Origin of the sequence: Gorillibacterium massiliense (assembly GCF_000455485.1) — a bacterium.
Taxonomy (GTDB): Bacteria; Bacillota; Bacilli; order Paenibacillales; family NBRC-103111; genus Gorillibacterium; species Gorillibacterium massiliense.
Map to the genome: position 1 here is coordinate 26597 of NZ_CBQR020000114.1, position 17966 is coordinate 44562.

General features: G+C 51.4%; 17 protein-coding genes and 1 riboswitch. Of the genes, 2 read left to right on the forward strand and 15 right to left on the reverse strand.

The genetic code is table 11. The features are described 5' to 3' along the window. Positions 1 to 125 precede the first annotated feature (125 nt). The 3 genes from TJ79_RS15850 to TJ79_RS15860 form a co-directional block, all read right to left on the reverse strand. Complete coding sequence (locus TJ79_RS15850) at positions 126 to 1073, reverse strand: MBL fold metallo-hydrolase (RefSeq protein ID WP_052339640.1); 948 nt, start codon at positions 1071 to 1073, stop codon at positions 126 to 128. 110 nt (positions 1074 to 1183) lie between these two features. Beyond that, a complete protein-coding gene (locus tag TJ79_RS15855) occupies positions 1184 to 2233 on the reverse strand; it encodes a VanW family protein (RefSeq protein ID WP_238323028.1) in 1050 nt (349 codons plus the stop codon). 16 nt (positions 2234 to 2249) lie between these two features. Next, positions 2250 to 3347 carry a hypothetical protein gene (locus TJ79_RS15860; RefSeq protein ID WP_052339641.1) on the reverse strand — a complete coding sequence of 366 codons (1098 nt, stop codon included), beginning with the start codon at positions 3345 to 3347 and terminating at the stop codon, positions 2250 to 2252. 167 nt (positions 3348 to 3514) lie between these two features. Here TJ79_RS15860 and TJ79_RS15865 point away from each other — a divergent pair, with 167 nt between their 5' ends. Beyond that, positions 3515 to 4075: a GNAT family N-acetyltransferase gene (locus tag TJ79_RS15865; RefSeq protein ID WP_040951314.1), complete on the forward strand. Its 561-nt coding sequence runs from the start codon at positions 3515 to 3517 to the stop codon at positions 4073 to 4075. Positions 4076 to 4167: 92 nt separating this feature from the next. Here the strand turns inward: TJ79_RS15865 and TJ79_RS15870 are convergent, their stop codons facing one another. From TJ79_RS15870 to TJ79_RS15925, 12 genes are all read right to left on the reverse strand, one after another. Then, positions 4168 to 5487, reverse strand: a complete 1320-nt coding sequence (locus TJ79_RS15870) for a DUF4129 domain-containing protein (protein ID WP_040951315.1) — start codon at positions 5485 to 5487, stop codon at positions 4168 to 4170. Then, positions 5484 to 6623, reverse strand: coding sequence for a DUF58 domain-containing protein (locus tag TJ79_RS15875; protein WP_040951316.1), 1140 nt, complete (start codon positions 6621 to 6623; stop codon positions 5484 to 5486). The genes TJ79_RS15870 and TJ79_RS15875 overlap by 4 nt, the downstream gene beginning before the upstream one ends. A gap of 20 nt (positions 6624 to 6643) precedes the next feature. Further along, a complete protein-coding gene (locus TJ79_RS15880) occupies positions 6644 to 7597 on the reverse strand; it encodes an AAA family ATPase (protein WP_040951317.1) in 954 nt (317 codons plus the stop codon). Between the two features lie 81 nt (positions 7598 to 7678). Beyond that, complete coding sequence (locus TJ79_RS15885) at positions 7679 to 8899, reverse strand: MFS transporter (RefSeq protein WP_040951318.1); 1221 nt, start codon at positions 8897 to 8899, stop codon at positions 7679 to 7681. Between the two features lie 28 nt (positions 8900 to 8927). Further along, entirely contained in the window at positions 8928 to 9992 is a 1065-nt protein-coding gene (locus TJ79_RS15890; protein WP_238323029.1) for an ROK family protein, read from the reverse strand. Positions 9993 to 10100: 108 nt separating this feature from the next. Continuing rightward, the gene (locus TJ79_RS15895; protein WP_040951319.1) at positions 10101 to 10793 is read right to left on the reverse strand and encodes an ATP-binding cassette domain-containing protein; all 693 of its coding nucleotides are present in this window, start codon (positions 10791 to 10793) and stop codon (positions 10101 to 10103) included. Positions 10794 to 10804: 11 nt separating this feature from the next. Then, entirely contained in the window at positions 10805 to 12139 is a 1335-nt protein-coding gene (locus tag TJ79_RS15900) for a hypothetical protein (protein WP_040951320.1), read from the reverse strand. 24 nt (positions 12140 to 12163) lie between these two features. After that, complete coding sequence (locus TJ79_RS15905) at positions 12164 to 12934, reverse strand: hypothetical protein (protein WP_040951321.1); 771 nt, start codon at positions 12932 to 12934, stop codon at positions 12164 to 12166. Positions 12935 to 13001: 67 nt separating this feature from the next. Continuing rightward, a complete protein-coding gene (locus tag TJ79_RS15910; protein ID WP_040951322.1) occupies positions 13002 to 13373 on the reverse strand; it encodes a GntR family transcriptional regulator in 372 nt (123 codons plus the stop codon). Between the two features lie 139 nt (positions 13374 to 13512). Then, the gene (locus tag TJ79_RS15915; protein ID WP_040951323.1) at positions 13513 to 14076 is read right to left on the reverse strand and encodes an ArsR/SmtB family transcription factor; all 564 of its coding nucleotides are present in this window, start codon (positions 14074 to 14076) and stop codon (positions 13513 to 13515) included. Positions 14077 to 14183: 107 nt separating this feature from the next. Continuing rightward, positions 14184 to 15461, reverse strand: coding sequence for an MFS transporter (locus TJ79_RS15920; RefSeq protein ID WP_040951324.1), 1278 nt, complete (start codon positions 15459 to 15461; stop codon positions 14184 to 14186). A 172-nt stretch (positions 15462 to 15633) separates the two neighbouring features. Beyond that, entirely contained in the window at positions 15634 to 16584 is a 951-nt protein-coding gene (locus TJ79_RS15925; protein WP_040951325.1) for a DMT family transporter, read from the reverse strand. A gap of 130 nt (positions 16585 to 16714) precedes the next feature. Beyond that, a riboswitch (FMN riboswitch) is annotated at positions 16715 to 16857 on the reverse strand. A gap of 255 nt (positions 16858 to 17112) precedes the next feature. Between TJ79_RS15925 and TJ79_RS15930 the strand changes: the two genes are divergently transcribed. Then, positions 17113 to 17775 (forward strand): hypothetical protein, encoded by a 663-nt coding sequence (locus tag TJ79_RS15930; protein ID WP_040951326.1) that lies wholly within the window; start codon positions 17113 to 17115, stop codon positions 17773 to 17775. The last annotated feature ends 191 nt before the right edge of the window (positions 17776 to 17966 follow it).

Below are 17966 nucleotides of genomic sequence, written 5' to 3' on the forward strand. Positions count from 1 at the left end.
TAAAAAGGGAATGTTTTCCTATTATTTTCCTCATTTGAAGGTTTTGTAGCGGAACCATAAAGTATTTGTAAAATAATAAAAAAACGACCCGCATCTATTTAAAGAGCGGATCGTTCCAATATGATCTACAAACTATTGCTGCCTTCCTTCATCCGATCATACAGCCAGCGAAAATTCCATTCGTAAACATGGGACCCCTGCCACTCATCATAAAGAGAAGGAATGCCCCGACCCAGCCAAAAATCAACCGTTTCACCGCTCGTTACAGCTTGCCGGACATGATCCTCGATATCCCTCAAGTATCGTCGCATCTCTTCCAGACTGCGGCCGTCTGTCACAAAACCATGCCCTGGGATGATGGACTGGATCAGCAGTTCGGCTTCGATCCGATCCAGTATCTTTCTCCAGGCTTCCGCATCTCCATGCAGCATGGCAGGATGAAACCGGCCCAAAACCAAATCTCCGGCGATTAACATTCCGGCATCGGGGATATAAACCATCGCATCGCTGAGGGTATGCCCCCCGCCGAATGTGATGAGCCGAATCAATCGTTCCTTGCCATATAGAACCATTTCATCGGTAAACGTCAGATCAGCCGTCACCCGGCGAATCTCGGGGGTTGCTGCCAACAAGATTGTCTTTTCCGAAATCTCGAAGTGAAGCGCCTCTTTCAACCGAAAATCCGTTGCAGCATCAGCAACCGACTGCAAGGATGCAATTTGACCTCGCAATCCAGATTGCCAAGAAGCCAAATCTGCCGGAACGTTGCGGGTCAGAAAATCCCGCGTTTTCTCCGTTGAAATAATACGGCTAATGCCAGAAAATACTTGGTTGCCGTAATGATGGTCCCCGTGATAATGGGTATTGATCACGTAATCGACGGCTTGACCAGTTAATTGCTCCGCCGTTTCCTTCAAATAGGATGCTGCTTCGGGAAGCCCAAAGGTGTCTACAATAACCACCGTGCCGCCCAAATCGATGATGGCCGCATTACCGACGCTTCCACTTCCCGGTACAGAAAATACCGCCCAAATTCCGCTGCCAACAGGCTGCAAAGTGAAGTATGGATTCATAGAAATTTGCCCCTTATCCGAAAGATCATCAAACCATCCTCCAGATTAAGGTATTGCGGCAGTTCGGGATATACGTTTGTTCACAGATTTGGCCAAGCGTCGTGCTTCCGCTACTCCTCCGTTTTCGGGTGAATCACCTGGGAGTTCGGTACTTCCTCGGGAAGCTGGTGCGATGCGGGCGGCACATTTTTCGGCTTCGTTACAATGGACTCCGATGAATATAACATGATATGCAGGCTGCCGCCGGAAACCATGGCACGAATAAGGACGGGCTGATGATACTCGTTGCGAAAAGCGAAGTCCGGTCCGCCCCAGCTGACTGTCGCATCCCTGCCCGGCAGCACGTAGGAAACGCTGCGACTGTGGGAATAACGGCTGACTACCTTTAGTCCGGCCCGGTCCACCGCATTAAATAGGGTGGAGGAAACCTGGCATATCCCGCCGCCAACCCCTTCCGCCATTTCCCCTTTGACGATGATCGGCGCGCTTTTATAACCCTTTTGCAGCGTGCGAGGTCCAAGAAACCCGTTAAATGAAAACGTTTCTCCAGGAAAGACAACGGCGCTGTTGATGGCTTCGGCAGCAAGGCGGATATTATGGGAGCGGCTTTTGTTCCCTGAATTAAAGAAGGTCACGTAGTAGCCGATCGGTTTATGCGTAATCTCCGTAAGCAGCTCCGTCGTCACTTTCGGATGGATGAGATGCGTCGGAGCTTCAATCGTAGCCGAGTCACTTTGCATAAGAAAGCCGAGAACCTGCTCCGTAAACGCATGATCGTCCAGCCGCCTTCCGTTTTGACCGGAAATAAAATGGTCTCCGCCCTTCCATTTCGCATTGAGCGGCGCAATATTCACTTGCTTGCGAAAGCGGGCAGTCAGCCGCTCCACCGCCTCCATATCCGGCAGCCCCCATAAAGGAAACTGCAGCTGATCCCGTTCCACGATCAATGCTTGATCATCGTATTGAATGGTCAAGTTGCTGCTGGTTAAGGCCGGAGACGGAACCGTCGGAGCAGATGGAGCAGACTTCGAGTTTGAGGAATGAGGTGCCGCAGAAGGCGGAGCAGCAGCGGCGGCGGGTAAAGACGTTTCTGAAGCGGCATAGGCAAAATTTGTCGATAGCGTCAACATGAATATTAGAATCATCATCAATTTGTGCAATCAGGTCGACTCTCCTTTATCGGAGCAATATCGTATCAAGTGCCCACGGTAAGCCGGGAGCCGATCTTGCGAACCCGAGGTTCATGGTGATGGGCCGCTTTCCCCCACTGCGGTGGGCCGTAGCATGAACGACCGCTTCGGCGGTAAGCGGAGCGTTTTCTGGCGTTTCGGTTAAGCGTATGGAGATATCCCGAAGCGAGCCGAGATGAGCCAAATCCAACTGCCGGGCTATCGTTACCATTTTGTTCCGATCAGCAAACAACACCGACAACAGCTCCGCGTCCTGTTGATTAATACCGATTACGACCAATTGCGCCAAATGTTCAGGGGAGAATTGCCGGACATAAGGAATGAGCTGGCCAGCCGCCTTATGGATCATCACCTCATGATCCGGGTCCTGATTCCCGCTGCCATGGGTGACGCTGCCCAAAAAGTGGATGCAAAAATGCCCGTCAAATCCGTTGTCGGGAATGCCGTCGCCTCCGTGAGGCATACCGTGCATGGAGGCTGCGATAACTTCGCCGCCGTCTTTTTGCACGAGAATCCCTCTTCTTCTCCAACTCCACTCCCCGCTGTAAATATCCTTCATAATCGCCGTATCCGCCCGGGACAACGGTTGGACGTCCGCGTGGCTGCTGCCTGCCCGGCGCTGCACGCGGAATTGGAGCCCGGTTTCCACATCCGTCACAGTGATGAAGGCCATGCGCGGGATCGCCGTTTGTGCTTCTTGCCAGGACATCAGCCTTCCATAGTGCTTTACTTTAAGAGCAGCGGCGTCTTTGCGCAGTTGTTTTCGGATGGCAGCGGGCAGCGTGTACACAATTGAATCCGCTGGATCGTACAATCGGAAATCTTCATCAAGGACATAAGTTCGCTTTGCCGTTTGCAAATAGACATCCGAAACGGGTACAACCGCCGTAAGGGATTGTGGGAGATTTTGCAGGGGAACCTTCCACTTCTTCGGCAGCGGCATCGAAGTCGTGTATAAGGCGTCCGGCGAGCATTTAATCACGATCCGATCGTCAGGTGCCGCCTGAACCGCTGGCGCCGGAACGGCTAGCGTCAATATCGCCAATAAAAGAAAAAAGGGAATATACCGAATCATCCGTTTCATTTTCCGCTCATACTCCTTCATATCTTCGGGTACCTAGTCTGCGTAAAACAAACCACGCTGCTTACCTTCTGTACCGACAGAGTTTTTTATGCAAGGGAAGCATCGTAGGCCAGACCGAAAAGGGGTATGATGGTAAAAAGAAATCATGATATGCCGGAGGAGAAACAATGGAGCTTATATGCGAAACGTATACGGAATGGAACGAAGAACTCTGGAAAAAGCTCAGTCCCATTTACAGGGAAGCCTTCCCTCATGGGGCCAAGCCGGAAGCAATCCTGCGCAAAATGGTGGAGCGGGGAATCGCTTATCTGCATGCCGGCTATGTGGGGCAGGAACCTGCAGTAATGGCGATTTCAGGATTGTCAGATACGCAAAAACAACCGAAACTTATTCTTGATTATATAGCGGTCGCCCGGGAAAACAGGTCGCAAGGACTCGGTCAGCAATTCGTCGCCCTGATCCGCGATTGGGCGTTGCAAAATCACGATGTCTCTGCCTTGATCATCGAAGCAGAAGCGGAGGATACGGCGGAGAACGCGGAACGGATTCGTTTCTGGAAACGATGCGGCTTCATCCCCACCTCCTATGTCCATTCTTATATATGGGTGCCAGAGCCGTACCGGGCGCTATATTTACCCCTTGCGCCGGACTTTCGCGTTACCGATGACGGCAAGTCGCTGTTCCGGGACATCACGGCGTTTCATGAGCGGTCCTTTCGGAAAGGCTGATGCCCGCGCAAAAAAGCGAGGCAGGATTTTACTCCATGCCTCGCTTTTTGATTCGATATAATCCACTCGTGTAAACCGGCTTCTCGCATCCTTTATCCATGAGGATCCCCTTCGGTTTTAGGATGCTGCTTTACGTCACCCACTGCTCCCAAAATTCGGTTCAACGCCGCTTTTGCTTGAATTTCCCTCTCTTCACGTCGGATCGATGTGCTCTTTCCGTTCCCGCCATCTTCCTGTCCGTTCCTACCAAAACCTGCTTGCTCCTGAGACGTGTCATACCGGGCTTCTTCATAAATAACGGTCAGATCATCCAAGGCCCCATGGAACGACGACCCGGCCTGTCCCGTTTCTTCACGCAATCTGTACGCATATTCTCGGGCTGTTTCATGAGCACGCAGAGGCAATCCCGCTTGCTCCATCGCCCGCAGCATGCGCTGATAAAGCAGGCGAACAGGCGATACCGTTCCCATGAAGGCAATCGCCTTCCGCTTTGCCGGAATCCTGCTGCGAGAAATGCGCACATCCACGATCGGCATCACCTTATCCTCCTTCTCCTCCTGCTTTTCTCTCCGGAATACGATGATGAGAATGGCGACCCCAACAAAGAAAAGAGCGGCAATCCATACGATCGCGGGAACCGCATATAATCCATGAGAACCGTTTGACTGGCTTTGCTCCAACTGTTCGCGCAAGGAATCGGCAGTTTTGCCTGCGCCGTTCTCCCCCTTATGCTCGGGCAGACTCAAATGCGCCGCGCGGATCAGAGGACCCAGCACATAAAGAATGCCTGCGCTTACCCAAGCAAGCGGGATCAGCAGGAAGACGGGAGCGACCAGCACGATGAGAGAGACGGCGGTTAACCCTACGGCGAAAATAAAGCTTTTGCCTTCAAAAAACCAGGCTCCCCGTTCATAGCTCTGACCCAGAACCAGCGACAGACCGCGAAAAAGAAAATACCCGACAATGGCAGCGCCAACCGTCAGACTATGAGAGCCGCCTGCAATCCCGATGACACACAAAATGGGAACCCCGATGATTTCCAAACGAAACTGCTTGGTGAACAGATCCTCTAGCTTCTCATCTTCCCTTAAAAAAGCGGCATACCGGTATACGAAGAATAACCCGCCCATCAACGCCCAGAAAAGAAACGCATCCGTCCCGAGTCCGAGAAAAAGCGCAAAAGCCGCCGCACCGATCAGTACCGCTCCGGTAATTGCCGCATCTCGAACGTTCCGTTTTTCATAGACGATCTGCATCGTCCAACGGACGAAAAGCATATACGGCAGAAAAGCCGCCAGCGCGGCCAGTTCCTCTGACCCCCGGGAATAACCAGTCATGAGCGCCACCCAAGTCCAGATAACGCCACCTTCCAGAAGAGCAAAAAGCAAAGGAAGCCTGTCTTGGAGTTTCATGAGACCGCCTCCTTATCTCTATTCTCCTTGTAAGGTAAGCGCTCGGTCATGACGGAAATGCCGGGTAACGGCAGCAACTCCTCGTCGCCGATCACCCGATAGACGATCAAGTTTCGGTGCATCCGGTTCCATTCCCCAAGAGCCCGGGCGCCTTCTTCATTCCAATAAGACGTCAGTACAACGACCGTATCTCCGGCATGAACATAACGGGAAGTGATATGCATCAACTCCGTCAAAGGCATGATGGGAAACTGCGACAAGCCTCCCATACGGTTGGCAAGACGGATCGGCTGATCGCTGCCGGATGCGGGAGCTTCATATAGACTCATCGTATAGCTGTCCTTCAGATTGGTCAACAAGCCTACAGCAGCCCCTTCGCCGCACAGGCTGCTGGCGATTTGAACCAGACGCTGGCACAGGATGTCCGTCTGGCCTTTCGGCGCCAGCCTCCAATATTGGTTGTGCATCTGCCCATTTAGCAAAATCAGCACCCGAGATGCCGTCGTATACCCGAACTGCTTCACCAATAATTCCCCACTTCTTGCCGTGGCAAGCCAGCTCACATTCCGCCACGCATCTCCCGGCTGATAAGGCCGAATGCCGGTAAACAAGCTCGGGTCTTCCTGGTAAAACCGCCTGGTGCGGATTTCACCCAACAGCTCGTGAAAAGCGTTCGCCACGGGAAGGGGCTGACCGCGTTCCGGCCGGACGATGACTTTCGCTCCGGTGAACACGGTCCGCTCCGACTTGCGTAGCCCAAACACATCGGTAAATTCCAGCGTCACATCGTTTAGCCGCGCCAATCCGCGTTCCATCGCATGAACGGTAAAAACTAGCTCTGCGTTTTGCCGGGAAGATAGATAGGTTTCCAGCCCGATGCGGTCATCATCCGATCCGGCGCCGCCTAATTCTTGGGGCAAGAGAAAGTTTAGCTTTATGCGGGCGCAAGGAAACCGGGTCGGATTGGACAAGCGGCAGCGAACGATGACGGCTTCGCCGACATCCACCACGTCTTGCTCCACCTCCACGTCAAGACGAACCTGAGGATATACCCGTTTCCCTAAGACTTCCGGTACCTGCCACACGGCATAAAGAAAAAGCGTGAGTATGATCCACAATAAAAAAGGTGAAAACACAGCCCATCAACCTCCCGATGTTAGCGCGACTGCTCCAGTTCCACCGGCACAGGCTGCTGTTGCAATATCGCCGTAAGCGCCGACTCCTCTGTTTCACCCTTAGCCCGCCGTTCCGGAGTGAGCTGAACCCGGTGAGCAAACACCGGCACGATCCCGGCCTTGATGTCGTCCGGCGTAACATAGTCCCGGCCGTCTATCCAAGCCAGCGCCTGAGATAGCGCCATCAGCGCCAGACTAGCCCGGGGACTCGCCCCGACTGTGAAAGTCTTCCCGTCCCGCGTTCGACGGGCGAGCTGGAGTAAATACGTTTCCACATCCGGGGACAGCCGCACTCGCCGGCACTGCTGTTGCAATTCCTTAAGCTGCTCAGGAGTGACGACGGCTTCCGGCTGTTCGGGCAGGTTATCCCCGCGAAAACGCTCCAGAATGCGAGATTCTTCAGCCAACTCGGGATAACCCAGCTTCACTTTGACGAGAAACCGGTCTAGACCAGCTTCCGGCAGAGGGAATACGCCTTGGGATTCCAGCGGATTTTGCGTCGCGATGACGAAGAACGGTTCCTCCAGCTTCTCCGTTTGGCCATCCAGGCTCACTTGACCCTCCGCCATCGCCTCAAGCAGCGCGGAAGCCGTACGGGGCGTAGCCCGGTTGATTTCATCGAACAAAAGAAACTGCGTAAAGATCGGACCTTTACGCAGCTCAAATTCGCCCGTTTGCGGGCGATAAACAAGCCCTCCCAGTAAATCCTGGGGCAAGAGATCGGGAGTCGCCTGCACCCGGTTGAACCGGGCTTGAAAAGTGCGGGCCAGCGACTTCGCCAGCGTCGTCTTCCCTGTTCCCGGCACATCCTCCAAAAGCACGTGACCTTCCGCCAAAAGCGCCGCCACCATCATCCGCAGCCCCTGCTCCTGGCCAATCACCATCTTTCCCACTTCCGCAAAAATAGTCGTAATCACCGCATTTTCCCGCGCCATGTTCCGTCCGCCTTTTTTTCAATTAATTTCTTTCCTTATTCTACCTATAACGTCACAAACCTGCTTCATCTGACAGGAGAATCAGAGCGCTTTGGAATGCGGATTTTGCTTTCGCTGCATAAGCCCGTTCAATCGCTCCGCGGCCAAAAACATAGCGGCAGCCAAAATCGCGATAACGAAGGGGAAGATGCCGATGGTCGTGTAGGAAGCGGTAAGACCGAGAAGTGGCGGCAAAAACGTGCTTCCGGTATAGGCAAAAGCCATCTGATAGCCCATGATCGCCTGGGAATGGCGCTTGCCGAAGCGCACCGGCGTTTCGTGAAGCATGCAGGGGAAAATCGGCGCAAGGCCCAACCCCGTAAGGATGAGGCCAGCCAGCATAAAGCCTTCCGGCAGCGGAAGCAGCATTAGCAGGGCACCGGTTAGGGCGATAGTTTGACCCAAGCGGATCAGCGCCTTATTGCTCATTTTGAGGGTAATAAAACCGGTTATGAATCTGCCGACGGTGATCCCTGCATAGTACAGAGAAATCCAGTGGGCGGCAGATGAAGCCGCCAGTTCTTTCTTTTCCACGAGAAAGCTCGCTCCCCATAAACCGACCCCGGCTTCCACGCCGCAATAGAACAGGAAGACAAGCATGGCCATCTTCACCCCTTTGATGCGCAGGGGCTTTTCCGGGTTTGCGGCCATTTCAGCAATCGCTTCTTCCGTACTGACAGCTTCATGCGTTTGGGATGCTCCGCTACTTAAGCTGGCCACTTTATTCCACAGGGGCAGCGCGAAAAAGAGAATGACCACCAAAACGCCCTGCACGCCCGCAATGGTTAAATACCCGTCTCTCCAAGTGCCCGCTCCGGAAATGAACCCGGCCATGATGATCGGACCGAAGGTCGCTCCCACACCCCAAAAACAGTGCAACCAGCTCATATGATGAGCTTTATAATGGGTAGCCACGTAATTATTCAAACCCGAATCGATCGCCCCGGCGCCTAAGCCCAAAGGAATGGACATCAGGACAAGCAGCCACAAAGAGTGTGCATATGAATATCCGAAGAGTGCGGCGGCCGTCAGCAGGCAACTGACAAACGTAACCATGCCCGTGCCGAATCGCTTCAGCACTCTGGCGCTGGCGAGACTGGAGATGATCGTGCAACCCGCAATCGTCATAGACAGCAGGCCGGCAGTGTCCAGGCTCGCTCCCAGCTCCGGCTGCATGACGGGCCAAGCCGTTCCCAGCAAAGAATCAGGCAAGCCCAAACTGATAAATGCCAAATAGATGATAATCAGAAAAAAAGTCGCCATGTTCGTTGATCTGTCCTTTTGTATAAGTTTAGTGAGGCTCGATGTTCGTTTCTTCCCGCTTCTCTGCTATTTCCGATATCACGAGGTCTAAGGCGATGCTTTTCAGCCCTTCCAAGTAGTCCTGTTCCCAGTTGCTGATCTCGATTTGCGGGAGATGTTCCGCTGGAATATACTCGGCGCTTCTTGCGGCAATCCTGCTGACGATGCTATCATCCACTTCCTCTTGATTAAGGATGACCGCATGAGGGTTGATGATAGCCGTATAGGCAGCCACTAAGCGGCTGATGGCGTCAATCTTCCCGTCGTCATCCAGCTTGAGCCTTTTTCCGTCCATTTTTGATTGCAAAGCCTGATGAAAATTCAACCGGTCGTACTGGGGCACATAGCTGACCTCACCGGAAAACGAAGTGCTGCCGCGCACCACCGATCCGTTGATGATCATTCCCGCTCCCGGTCCGTTAAGGCCGGAATACAAATAAACTAAGGAAGATCGGCTGGGATGCTTTTTGGAGAAACCGAGCACCGCCGCGTTCATATCATTCTCCACTGCAGTCGGCAGTGCGAACCGGTTTTCCAGGTACGTCTTCAAGTCAAAGCGGTTATAATCGGGATACCCGGGGATATGGATGAGCCTCCCTTTATCCACCGAGCCGGGAACGCCGACGGCCATCGCCCGTATGTGGGGGCGTCTCGCGATCAAATCCGCGATTTTTCCGGTTAATTGGGAGATATCGCCCTTCAACAAGCTGGGTGCAACCCCCAACTCGCGAACTTCCCCAAAGCAATTGAAGATCGAATAATTCGTTTCGTTTCCTTCCAAAAAGATCGCCAACCCGAGGCGGTTTTCCGGATTGTACGCGTACCGCTGCGCTCGACGGCCGCCGCTGGATTCATCAATTCCCGCCGAAACGATCTCTCCGTCTTTTTCCATCTCCGCGAGAAATTTGCTTATGGTCGGGAAACTAAGGCCCAGCTTCTGGCTGAGTTCCACCTTCGTCGCGTTTTCCCTATCGATGAGACATGCCCGTATTCCCTTTAAAATAGCGGCTTTCGCCGGTTTCGTTATTCCGTAAAATTCGATTTCTTCCTCCAAGTTGATCAACTCCTCGTCCGACAACTTTTTAAATATGTTTAATAAGTGTCGAGAAGAATATATCATACTCTTCCTCCGGCTGACAACGGTCAGACTGACAATTTCATTTTATAGCCACATGGCACGCCTCTCCGCCAAAAATTGCTCCAATGTTTTCCCCTCTTGCCGCAGGTCGTCGACGGCGACGTTATCCCGAATACGGCCGTGATGAAGCAGCAAAGCCCGGTCAAACAGGTTGGCGAAATCCTCGGTAAAATGCGTAGAGATGACCAGTGTCTCCTCTCCTGTAAGCCCCGCCGCTATCATTTTAAGAAAACCGGTACGAGTCGTTTGGTCCATTCCGAGAAACGGTTCATCCATCAGGATATACGTCGCCCGTTTGGCAAAGCCGGCAGCCAACTCCAGCTTGGCCCGCTGACCTTTGGAAAGGGAACGGTTTTTCTTCGATGGGTCGAGCTGAAAAAAGCGAAGCAGCTCTTCATAATACGTTTCATCAAATTTCGGAAAATAACCCCGGAGAAATTCGCCGTACTCATGAGGCGTCATCTGCGGAAGATAACTGCCCTCCTCCGTAATAAAAGCCAGATCGGCATATCTCTCGGAAACGGGCTTGCCGTCAAAGGTTATCGTTCCATTCGTCAGCTCGCCCATCCCCGCCATCGCCTTGAGCATCGTCGTTTTGCCGCTTCCGTTATCTCCGAGGACGCCAACGATCTCTCCCGCATTTAAGGTCAAATGATCGATGTAAAGAGCCCTTTCGCCGGAAACATATTTCTTTTCCACATAATGAAGCTCGATCATTCTTGCTCCCCCTATTCGGCCCCGCTTATAGCCAAATTGGCAAAATTGCGGTTTTTCATCTGATCGTAATTGAATTCCTTCATCGTCAGAAACGCGTTCGTGTCTTCATTGAGATCGGTGACCAACTCTCCTTTATAGAGCGATTGCCCATCCTTATACACGGTTACCCAAAGGTGTTTGGGCAATACCTGGTCGTGGGCATAATCCCCTTCATATAACCGGTTATCCTGAACAGTTCGCACCCAATATAGCTTATCATCCCGGTAATCCATCATAGTTTGGCCGTAGTACCGATCCTGCTGGACATCCGTATCGTTTACATCCAAGTTCTGCGCCGTGATTATGCCATCCTTCGTAAACTGAAAGCATACGATTTTCATCGCCCATGCCCCCTCCGGCATGACGGTCTTATCGAAGAGCAAGGTCAGAGTACCCGCCTCGTTGTCGCTGAATGCCTGGTACGGTTCGCTTACATAGCTCATCTCGCCTTTTGGCTGGTTCTCGCCACTGTTGATGTTGTGACCGATGTCGATTCCAGGCACCCGATCTTCGCCGGCAAAGTTGCCGGTCTTACGGTCGTAAGCGCGGAGCAGCAGTTCCCCGTTTTGAATCGTGACAACCACGAGTTTATCGCCGACGGCTTCCAGGCCCAACACATCCATCGCTTTCACAGAATCCTCCTCAGCCGGAGTCAGGTCCCATTCCGCCACCGTACGGGCAGGGGGCAAATCGGCGGGATCGCCAGTAGCCGTAAAATCCTTTTGATTCCACTCGTAAATAGCCGTCCGGCCGCCATAATCCCACGTTACCGGCGCTGTGAAATAGATGTTGTCGCCGCTCGCCGCCAGGCCGTATTCCAATACGTTGCTGATACTGGCGGAATTTTCCGATTGACCTGGTGGAAAAACCAAAGCCGGATGGACAGCTGAGGTAGAGCCAACATATCTTCCCCCTGGCGTTTTTTCCCTCGCCATAATCGAAAACGTGCCAAGTCCGTGTACTTCATATTCCCGATTGCCGATACGTTTGAAACCACCCCGTGAATACCGATATAGATCCGGCTGCTCAGGTTGCTCATAAACGTCCGTTTCGACCAACACCTGCCCATTCGAAATGGAAAAACGGTTGGAATGAAACCCGTCTTTCAGTTCACCGGAAATCACCACTTCCTTAAGGGCCTGCCGGTCTCCTGCAATATCCTTTATATAAAAGGAACTCTGATCCTTTTGGCCGTACACCGCCCCGCCAATTCCGCCGATGGCTATAACAGCCAATACCAAAGTGGGTATTGCGGCATGACGGCTGATGCTCCCCAACCATTTCTTCCAGTCCGTATTGTTATTCATCCGCCATTCCTCCGTTCTGATGCTCTAGGCAATTGCCCCTTTTTTATAGAGAACGATGCTGTGCCAAACAAAGAAACCACCCAGAAGCAGGAGCAGGATGCTGCTCGGGTACAAGCTTTTGGCGGTGTAATATAGAACCGTTTCGTTTAGCCGATAGCTTGCGACGCGAAGGATCAGGTACAACGCAGCGGCAACCGCTCCTAGTCCGAAAAACCGCCGGCTCCGTTCGCACAATACGGCATAATACGTACCTGTCGCCGCCGACAGTATAAGAGAGAAGCTGGAGAAAATCCGGCTGAAACTGACGGGAAACAGAAAGCGAAAAAAGTCGGAACGGACAAAAGCAAGAAACAAACCGTTATGCATCAACGCGTTGCCGCTTTCCGTTTCCAGCCTGCCGATTGCATACGAATAACCCCAGCGAATTCCGATCAACTCCGCCGCGATCAAGAGGAGAATGCAGATGGCAAAAGCAAGCAGCTTGGCGATGTACAAATACTCCCGGCGCACCGGCAGCGACAAATACGTATAAATGCTCTTGCTGCGCCAATAACTCCCATAGAACACAACGGCAAAGCTTGCGAACAACAATATGACCATCACAAAAAACATGGTTTCCGCACCGGATGACGCAAACAATTCCTCGTACCTCATCTTCGGAGCGTAGGGGGTGAACCCTTTCGTTACCCCTCTAAGCAGCGGCAAGGGAACCAAAATAGCCAGGCATATTAGCACCAGAACTGGCCGCAACAGCAGTTGAAATTCATGTTGAAGCAATCGGTAAAAGGATTTCATCTCGGCACCTCTTTTGTACCATTATCATAATACAAGGACTGCAAAATTTTTTTAGCATTCGTCCCGCCTATCCCCAAAGCTCGCTGATCATTTGAATCACCTTCTGAAAAGGCAGCTGGATTTCCTTCGCCGAACCGATGAAATCCTTCACCAAGTCCCGGGTCAGCTCTGTTTCGATACGCTCCAATATCTCGGCATCCGCATAGATTTCGCTTCCTTGCGTGCTGTTGGTGCGGACATACCCCTCATCCTCCATCAGCTTGAACGCCTTTTGCACCGTATTGGGGTTGATGCCCAATTGGGCGGCGATCTCCCGCCGGGACGGCAGCTTGTCGCCAGTGACCGCCTGCCTCAGCAAAATCTGCCGTTTTACATGCATGGCGGCTTGCAGGTACACCGGATCCTTCGTATTCAGTTTCACATCATGAAAGGAAATCACCGGTCTCACCGCCTCATTCGTTTACTGTATTATCCGTGTAATACAGTATAATTGTCAAGACATTATGTGTCACAAAAAAACGCCTCTAACGAGTCCATCTCATGGGACCCGCTGATTAGGCGTTTCAAAAGCTTATCTATTACGCATCCTTAGTCGGCATTTCGCGGGAAATCGCCATCATGAGATCGAACGTATCCGTCTCGACATCTTCCCTTTTCTTCTCATAAGCTTGGCATAAGGTAAGGATTTGATCCATTAAGCCCATCGCTTCTTCTTTGGTCATAAACAGCAGCTTATTGGTTAAATTGGCGTAGGGCTGCTTCTCGCCGCTGGTGTTGCGGACGAACTTTTGCCTGGCTTCTTCAAAAACGCTGCTCAGCACTTTTTGCGCTTCGGAGGCGATGACCTTTCGCAGCGGATCGGCCATGTCTGTATGGGAAATATGGATTTGCCCGTCGAAAGCTTCGTAATATTTGGCGATAATTCCGTTGATCTCTTTCGTTGCCACCATTTTAAGGATGCCGATTTTCTCCAGCTTCTTCACGTGATAGTGAACCTTCGCCGGAACTTCTCCCATTGCATCGGCTATTTCTTTCACCGTCGCCGGGCGTCTGAACCGGTCAAAAGCATACAGAATTTGCAATCGGTACGGATCGGAATACACTTTGATATCCTCAAGGCTGGTGAGAACCATTTTTTCCATAGTTGCACCTCATCACTTGCTGTAAAAAAGTCTCCACATTCCCTTTCATTATACGGCCTTTCCACCTATTGTTCAAAAGCTATGACAAAAGGTGAAGTTGGCCGCATTCATACGCTGCGGAATTTTTTGTTTCGCAACATCATGAGTGAAGGAATGAGGATCAGTACGCCCATGCTGCAATAGAAAACCGGTATGCTGACGATGGAGGACACCGCTCCGGTCATGAGGCTGCCAAGTGGCAGGGATGCCGTACAGAGCAAGCTAATCAAGGCGCCTACCTTGCCCAGCATCTCCAAGGGCGTGACTTCCATGACATATGTTTGCAGCGGGGTCGAAGCGCAGGTGACACCGATACCGAGCCCGACATAGAACAAACCGGCTAAGATCAGGCTTAACGTGCCGGAGAACTGGGGCGGTAGACTGAGCAAGGCGAAGCTTGCCCCAAGGAGAACCAACCCGGCGATCATCAGCGAGCTCTTTTTAAACCGGCCGCCTTTTTGACCGATCCACACTCCGCAGCCGATCATCCCGAGAAGCAGGCAAACGGATAAAAGGCTCATTCCTTCCGCCCCCGTCTGCAGCAAATCCTTCACATACACTGTCGTCAAAACGTTGATCGGCGCCAAGCAAAAGTTGACGAAGAACGCGAGCAAAATCGTCGTCAAAATCAAATGATGGTTTTTGACAAACTTATAGGCAGCGGCGATTTCTGAGCGGTAAATCTTTAATTTTCCGGCGCCGTCTTCCGGTTCTGTCTGGGTTTGCTTCTGCAACCGGATGAAAGATATCAAAAACCCTGCCGCGATAAACGTAATGGCATCCAGATAAATGGCGCCGGAGATGCCGATGAGGGTAATAAAGAGTCCGGCCGTAAGCGATCCGATCAGTTCAGCCGAACGGGATACAGATGATAGAAAGGAGTTGCTACTGAGCAGCATCTTCTTTTCAACGAGGGAAGGAACGACGCTCATTTCCACGGGACGGGAAAAACATTCCAAGGTTGAGTTCAAAAAAGTGAATAAAAACAAGTGCCAAGGCTGCAACAGTTTCAGTGCAAAAAGCGTAGCGGTAAGGGCAACGATCACGCCACGGCCCGCGTAGACCGTAAGCATGACCTTTTTTTTCGGCCAACGGTCCGCCAGCACCCCTGCGGGAAGGCCGAACAACAGCGCCGGGATGTAATTCACCGCAAACAGCGTTCCCATCAGCAGCTTGGAGCCGGTTAACAAATAGACCATCCAGCTGTAAGCAATGGCATCGATGGAATCGCCAAAATGAGAAATCGCCTGAGCCGCAAGAAACGTCATGTAGCTGCGGTTAGGCAGCAGTTGGCGAAATCCGCCGGAACCTTTTTGTTCACGTAGAGCCTCTGCAGTCGTTTCCATCCTCTCACTCCCCTTATACGATAAAATTTATTTAACGTTAAATTTATTTTAACATGGTTTTCTTTTCCTGCAAGCCTCTCGTTAAAAAAATTTTCACGATACAGCAAAAAAAGTCTCCCGGCTTCGGGAGACTTCATCATTCATACTAAACAACTGGACACTGACAAAAATGTTACGCTACTGCAACCGCGTCCCGCTGCTGTGTTGAGATCATATACAACGTAAGCCAGATCAAGGCAAAGCCCAGAAGCTGCACCATTGTGACGGTTTGACCAAATACGAAGAGGTTGATCAACACGCCAACCATGGGAAAGCTCAGCTCAGCCAAAGTCGCATAAGACGCTTTGACTTTGCTCAAGCCTTTATAATAAAGCAGCATGCTGAACAGTCCCGGCAACAGCGCCTGCATCAGTAGATTAAACAAGGCGGCAACGCCCATCCACATTCCACCGGGCAAGCTCCAAGCCTGATGCTCGAAGACGACCAAGACGCCCAAAAGCGGAAGCGCCAGCATAAACCGCAAAGAAGTGACCGTTTCATGCTGCATATTCTTGAGCAAAAACCTGCCCATTACCGTAGAACCGCCCCACAATACGGCTGCGCCGAGGGAAAGCAGGCTGCCTGCTTTGACAAATCCGCCTCCGTTGCCGAACGGCATTGTGAAGCCGAAGGTCAGTAAATACGTACCGGCGAGGGCAATGAGTAACAACCAACCGAAGGACTTGGGCAAAATCTCTTTAAGCAAGATCCGCGCCAGCAAAATCGCAAAAAGCGGTTGAACTTTTTGCAGCAAAAGTACGGCATTCAGATCCCCGTTTGACAATGCGGAAGTAAACAGAACCGTTGCCAGAGCCGACCCACCCCAAGAAACGAACAGTAGCGCTCCGACCTGTTTGAAGCCGACATTTTTCAAGTCGTCGCGATGCCGCCAAAGAACAGGCGCCGCGGCAAGAAACAAGACAACATGCTCCAGCAAAACAATCTGCGCGGAAGTGAAAGTTTTTAAAAGCAAGATCCGAAACAACGGATCGACGCCCCATAAAGCCGCTCCCAATACAACGAACCAAAATTCTCGACTAATTCTTGGAGCTTTCACAACATGTGCTGCGGAAACAGTGTTCATCTAGATGATCTCCTTTTGCGGAAACCGGAACTTTCGCGAAGACGAAGAGAAAGCCCCGTTTCGCGTAAAGCAAAACGGGGCCGATCAATAGAAACCTATATTGGAATCAGGATTCCAGTAAGCTTCATTTGACGATCTTCTTCCATCCGGACTTTACCGTCGGCTCTGGATTTGCACCAGATCAATCTCACTTAAGCAACGTGAGAGTCGCGGGCTTCGCTAAAGAACAGCGTCACCGCCGGTCGGGAATTTCACCCTGCCCCGAAGATCCTATTCCGATGTAATATTTCTTTAGCAACTATAAACCCATATGCCCACAAAATCCAGTGGTTTAGCATAATGTTTCGAATTCGTTCACATTGTAACCTTTTTCACAATCACATTCTTCCCTGGAAAGACTGACTTCAGCCCCACGATAGAAGGTCGGAGATTCAGGACCATTTTCCCCATTTAGGAAGGATCTGGATGATTCTTGTCGAAATAAAGCTATTATATACTGCATAAGACCCCATAAGGAGAGAGTGTTGGATGGATTTAGAATTGGAATCGAGTACGGCTTTGCAGGATGCGCAAGCAGTGGAAAAACAAAAACCTCTAATCCGGCAACCATTTTTCATCACCGTTCTAGTCATCGCGGTTTTGGCGCTTGCCAGCGCCGGTTATCTCTTCGCGATGAATATGCGTCTGCAAAAGGATTTCGATTCGCAGCAAACCGAATTGCATAAGATGAGCACGACATTAACGGATCTTAGCGGAAAGATCGACACCTACAAAACCGATAATGCAAAAGAACTTTCCAATATGAATGACAGGACGGATTCAATCGCAAAAAGCGCCTATCTGGGCATAATTGAACACGAGATAGAAGGCGGAATCGTCACGGATGATTTCTATGTAGACAAGATATTCCTAAGTTCGGATAACAGCGGAGAATTGGACGTTATCATTGACATCAATACTCAACCACCGATGGCTCATCACTACACGGGAAAAGGTGCTTTCGATCTTTCCGACCGCGAATTGCGAGCGAAAAGCCAGGCGATAATCGACGCAGTCAAGAATTGTTACTCGAAGAATGCTCCTGAAGAGTTGCCAAAATGGGATAATTCGATTCCCATTACCCTAACGATCAAGAATTTCCCCATAGGCAATTCAACTGCCGGCAATTTCAAACTTGTTGGCGAGAAATAATCGAACTAGCGCCTACCAACGAAATCTCCCGACAGGGTCTCGTTAGTGGGCGCCTCTATTTTATCAAAGGTAAAAGTCTTTACCATCCCGAAGATCCTATTCCGATGTAAAATTGCTAGTGCAACTATATACCCGTTCCCCCGTAAAACCCAGTACATGGAGTAAATGTTGCGACATCGTTCACATGGTCG

What these genes read in the sequence shown, in the direction of transcription:
- TJ79_RS15850 (WP_052339640.1), bottom strand. Translation starts at nt 1,073, where the DNA reads ATGAATCCATACTTCACTTTGCAGCCTGTTGGCAGCGGAATTTGGGCG.
- TJ79_RS15870 (WP_040951315.1), bottom strand. Translation starts at nt 5,487, where the DNA reads ATGAAACTCCAAGACAGGCTTCCTTTGCTTTTTGCTCTTCTGGAAGGT.
- TJ79_RS15900 (WP_040951320.1), bottom strand. Translation starts at nt 12,139, where the DNA reads ATGAATAACAATACGGACTGGAAGAAATGGTTGGGGAGCATCAGCCGT.
- TJ79_RS15920 (WP_040951324.1), bottom strand. Translation starts at nt 15,461, where the DNA reads ATGGAAACGACTGCAGAGGCTCTACGTGAACAAAAAGGTTCCGGCGGA.
- TJ79_RS15905 (WP_040951321.1), bottom strand. Translation starts at nt 12,934, where the DNA reads ATGAAATCCTTTTACCGATTGCTTCAACATGAATTTCAACTGCTGTTG.
- TJ79_RS15860 (WP_052339641.1), bottom strand. Translation starts at nt 3,347, where the DNA reads ATGAAACGGATGATTCGGTATATTCCCTTTTTTCTTTTATTGGCGATA.
- TJ79_RS15885 (WP_040951318.1), bottom strand. Translation starts at nt 8,899, where the DNA reads ATGGCGACTTTTTTTCTGATTATCATCTATTTGGCATTTATCAGTTTG.
- TJ79_RS15915 (WP_040951323.1), bottom strand. Translation starts at nt 14,076, where the DNA reads ATGGAAAAAATGGTTCTCACCAGCCTTGAGGATATCAAAGTGTATTCC.
- TJ79_RS15865 (WP_040951314.1), top strand. Translation starts at nt 3,515, where the DNA reads ATGGAGCTTATATGCGAAACGTATACGGAATGGAACGAAGAACTCTGG.
- TJ79_RS15895 (WP_040951319.1), bottom strand. Translation starts at nt 10,793, where the DNA reads ATGATCGAGCTTCATTATGTGGAAAAGAAATATGTTTCCGGCGAAAGG.
- TJ79_RS15925 (WP_040951325.1), bottom strand. Translation starts at nt 16,584, where the DNA reads ATGAACACTGTTTCCGCAGCACATGTTGTGAAAGCTCCAAGAATTAGT.
- TJ79_RS15880 (WP_040951317.1), bottom strand. Translation starts at nt 7,597, where the DNA reads ATGGCGCGGGAAAATGCGGTGATTACGACTATTTTTGCGGAAGTGGGA.
- TJ79_RS15930 (WP_040951326.1), top strand. Translation starts at nt 17,113, where the DNA reads ATGGATTTAGAATTGGAATCGAGTACGGCTTTGCAGGATGCGCAAGCA.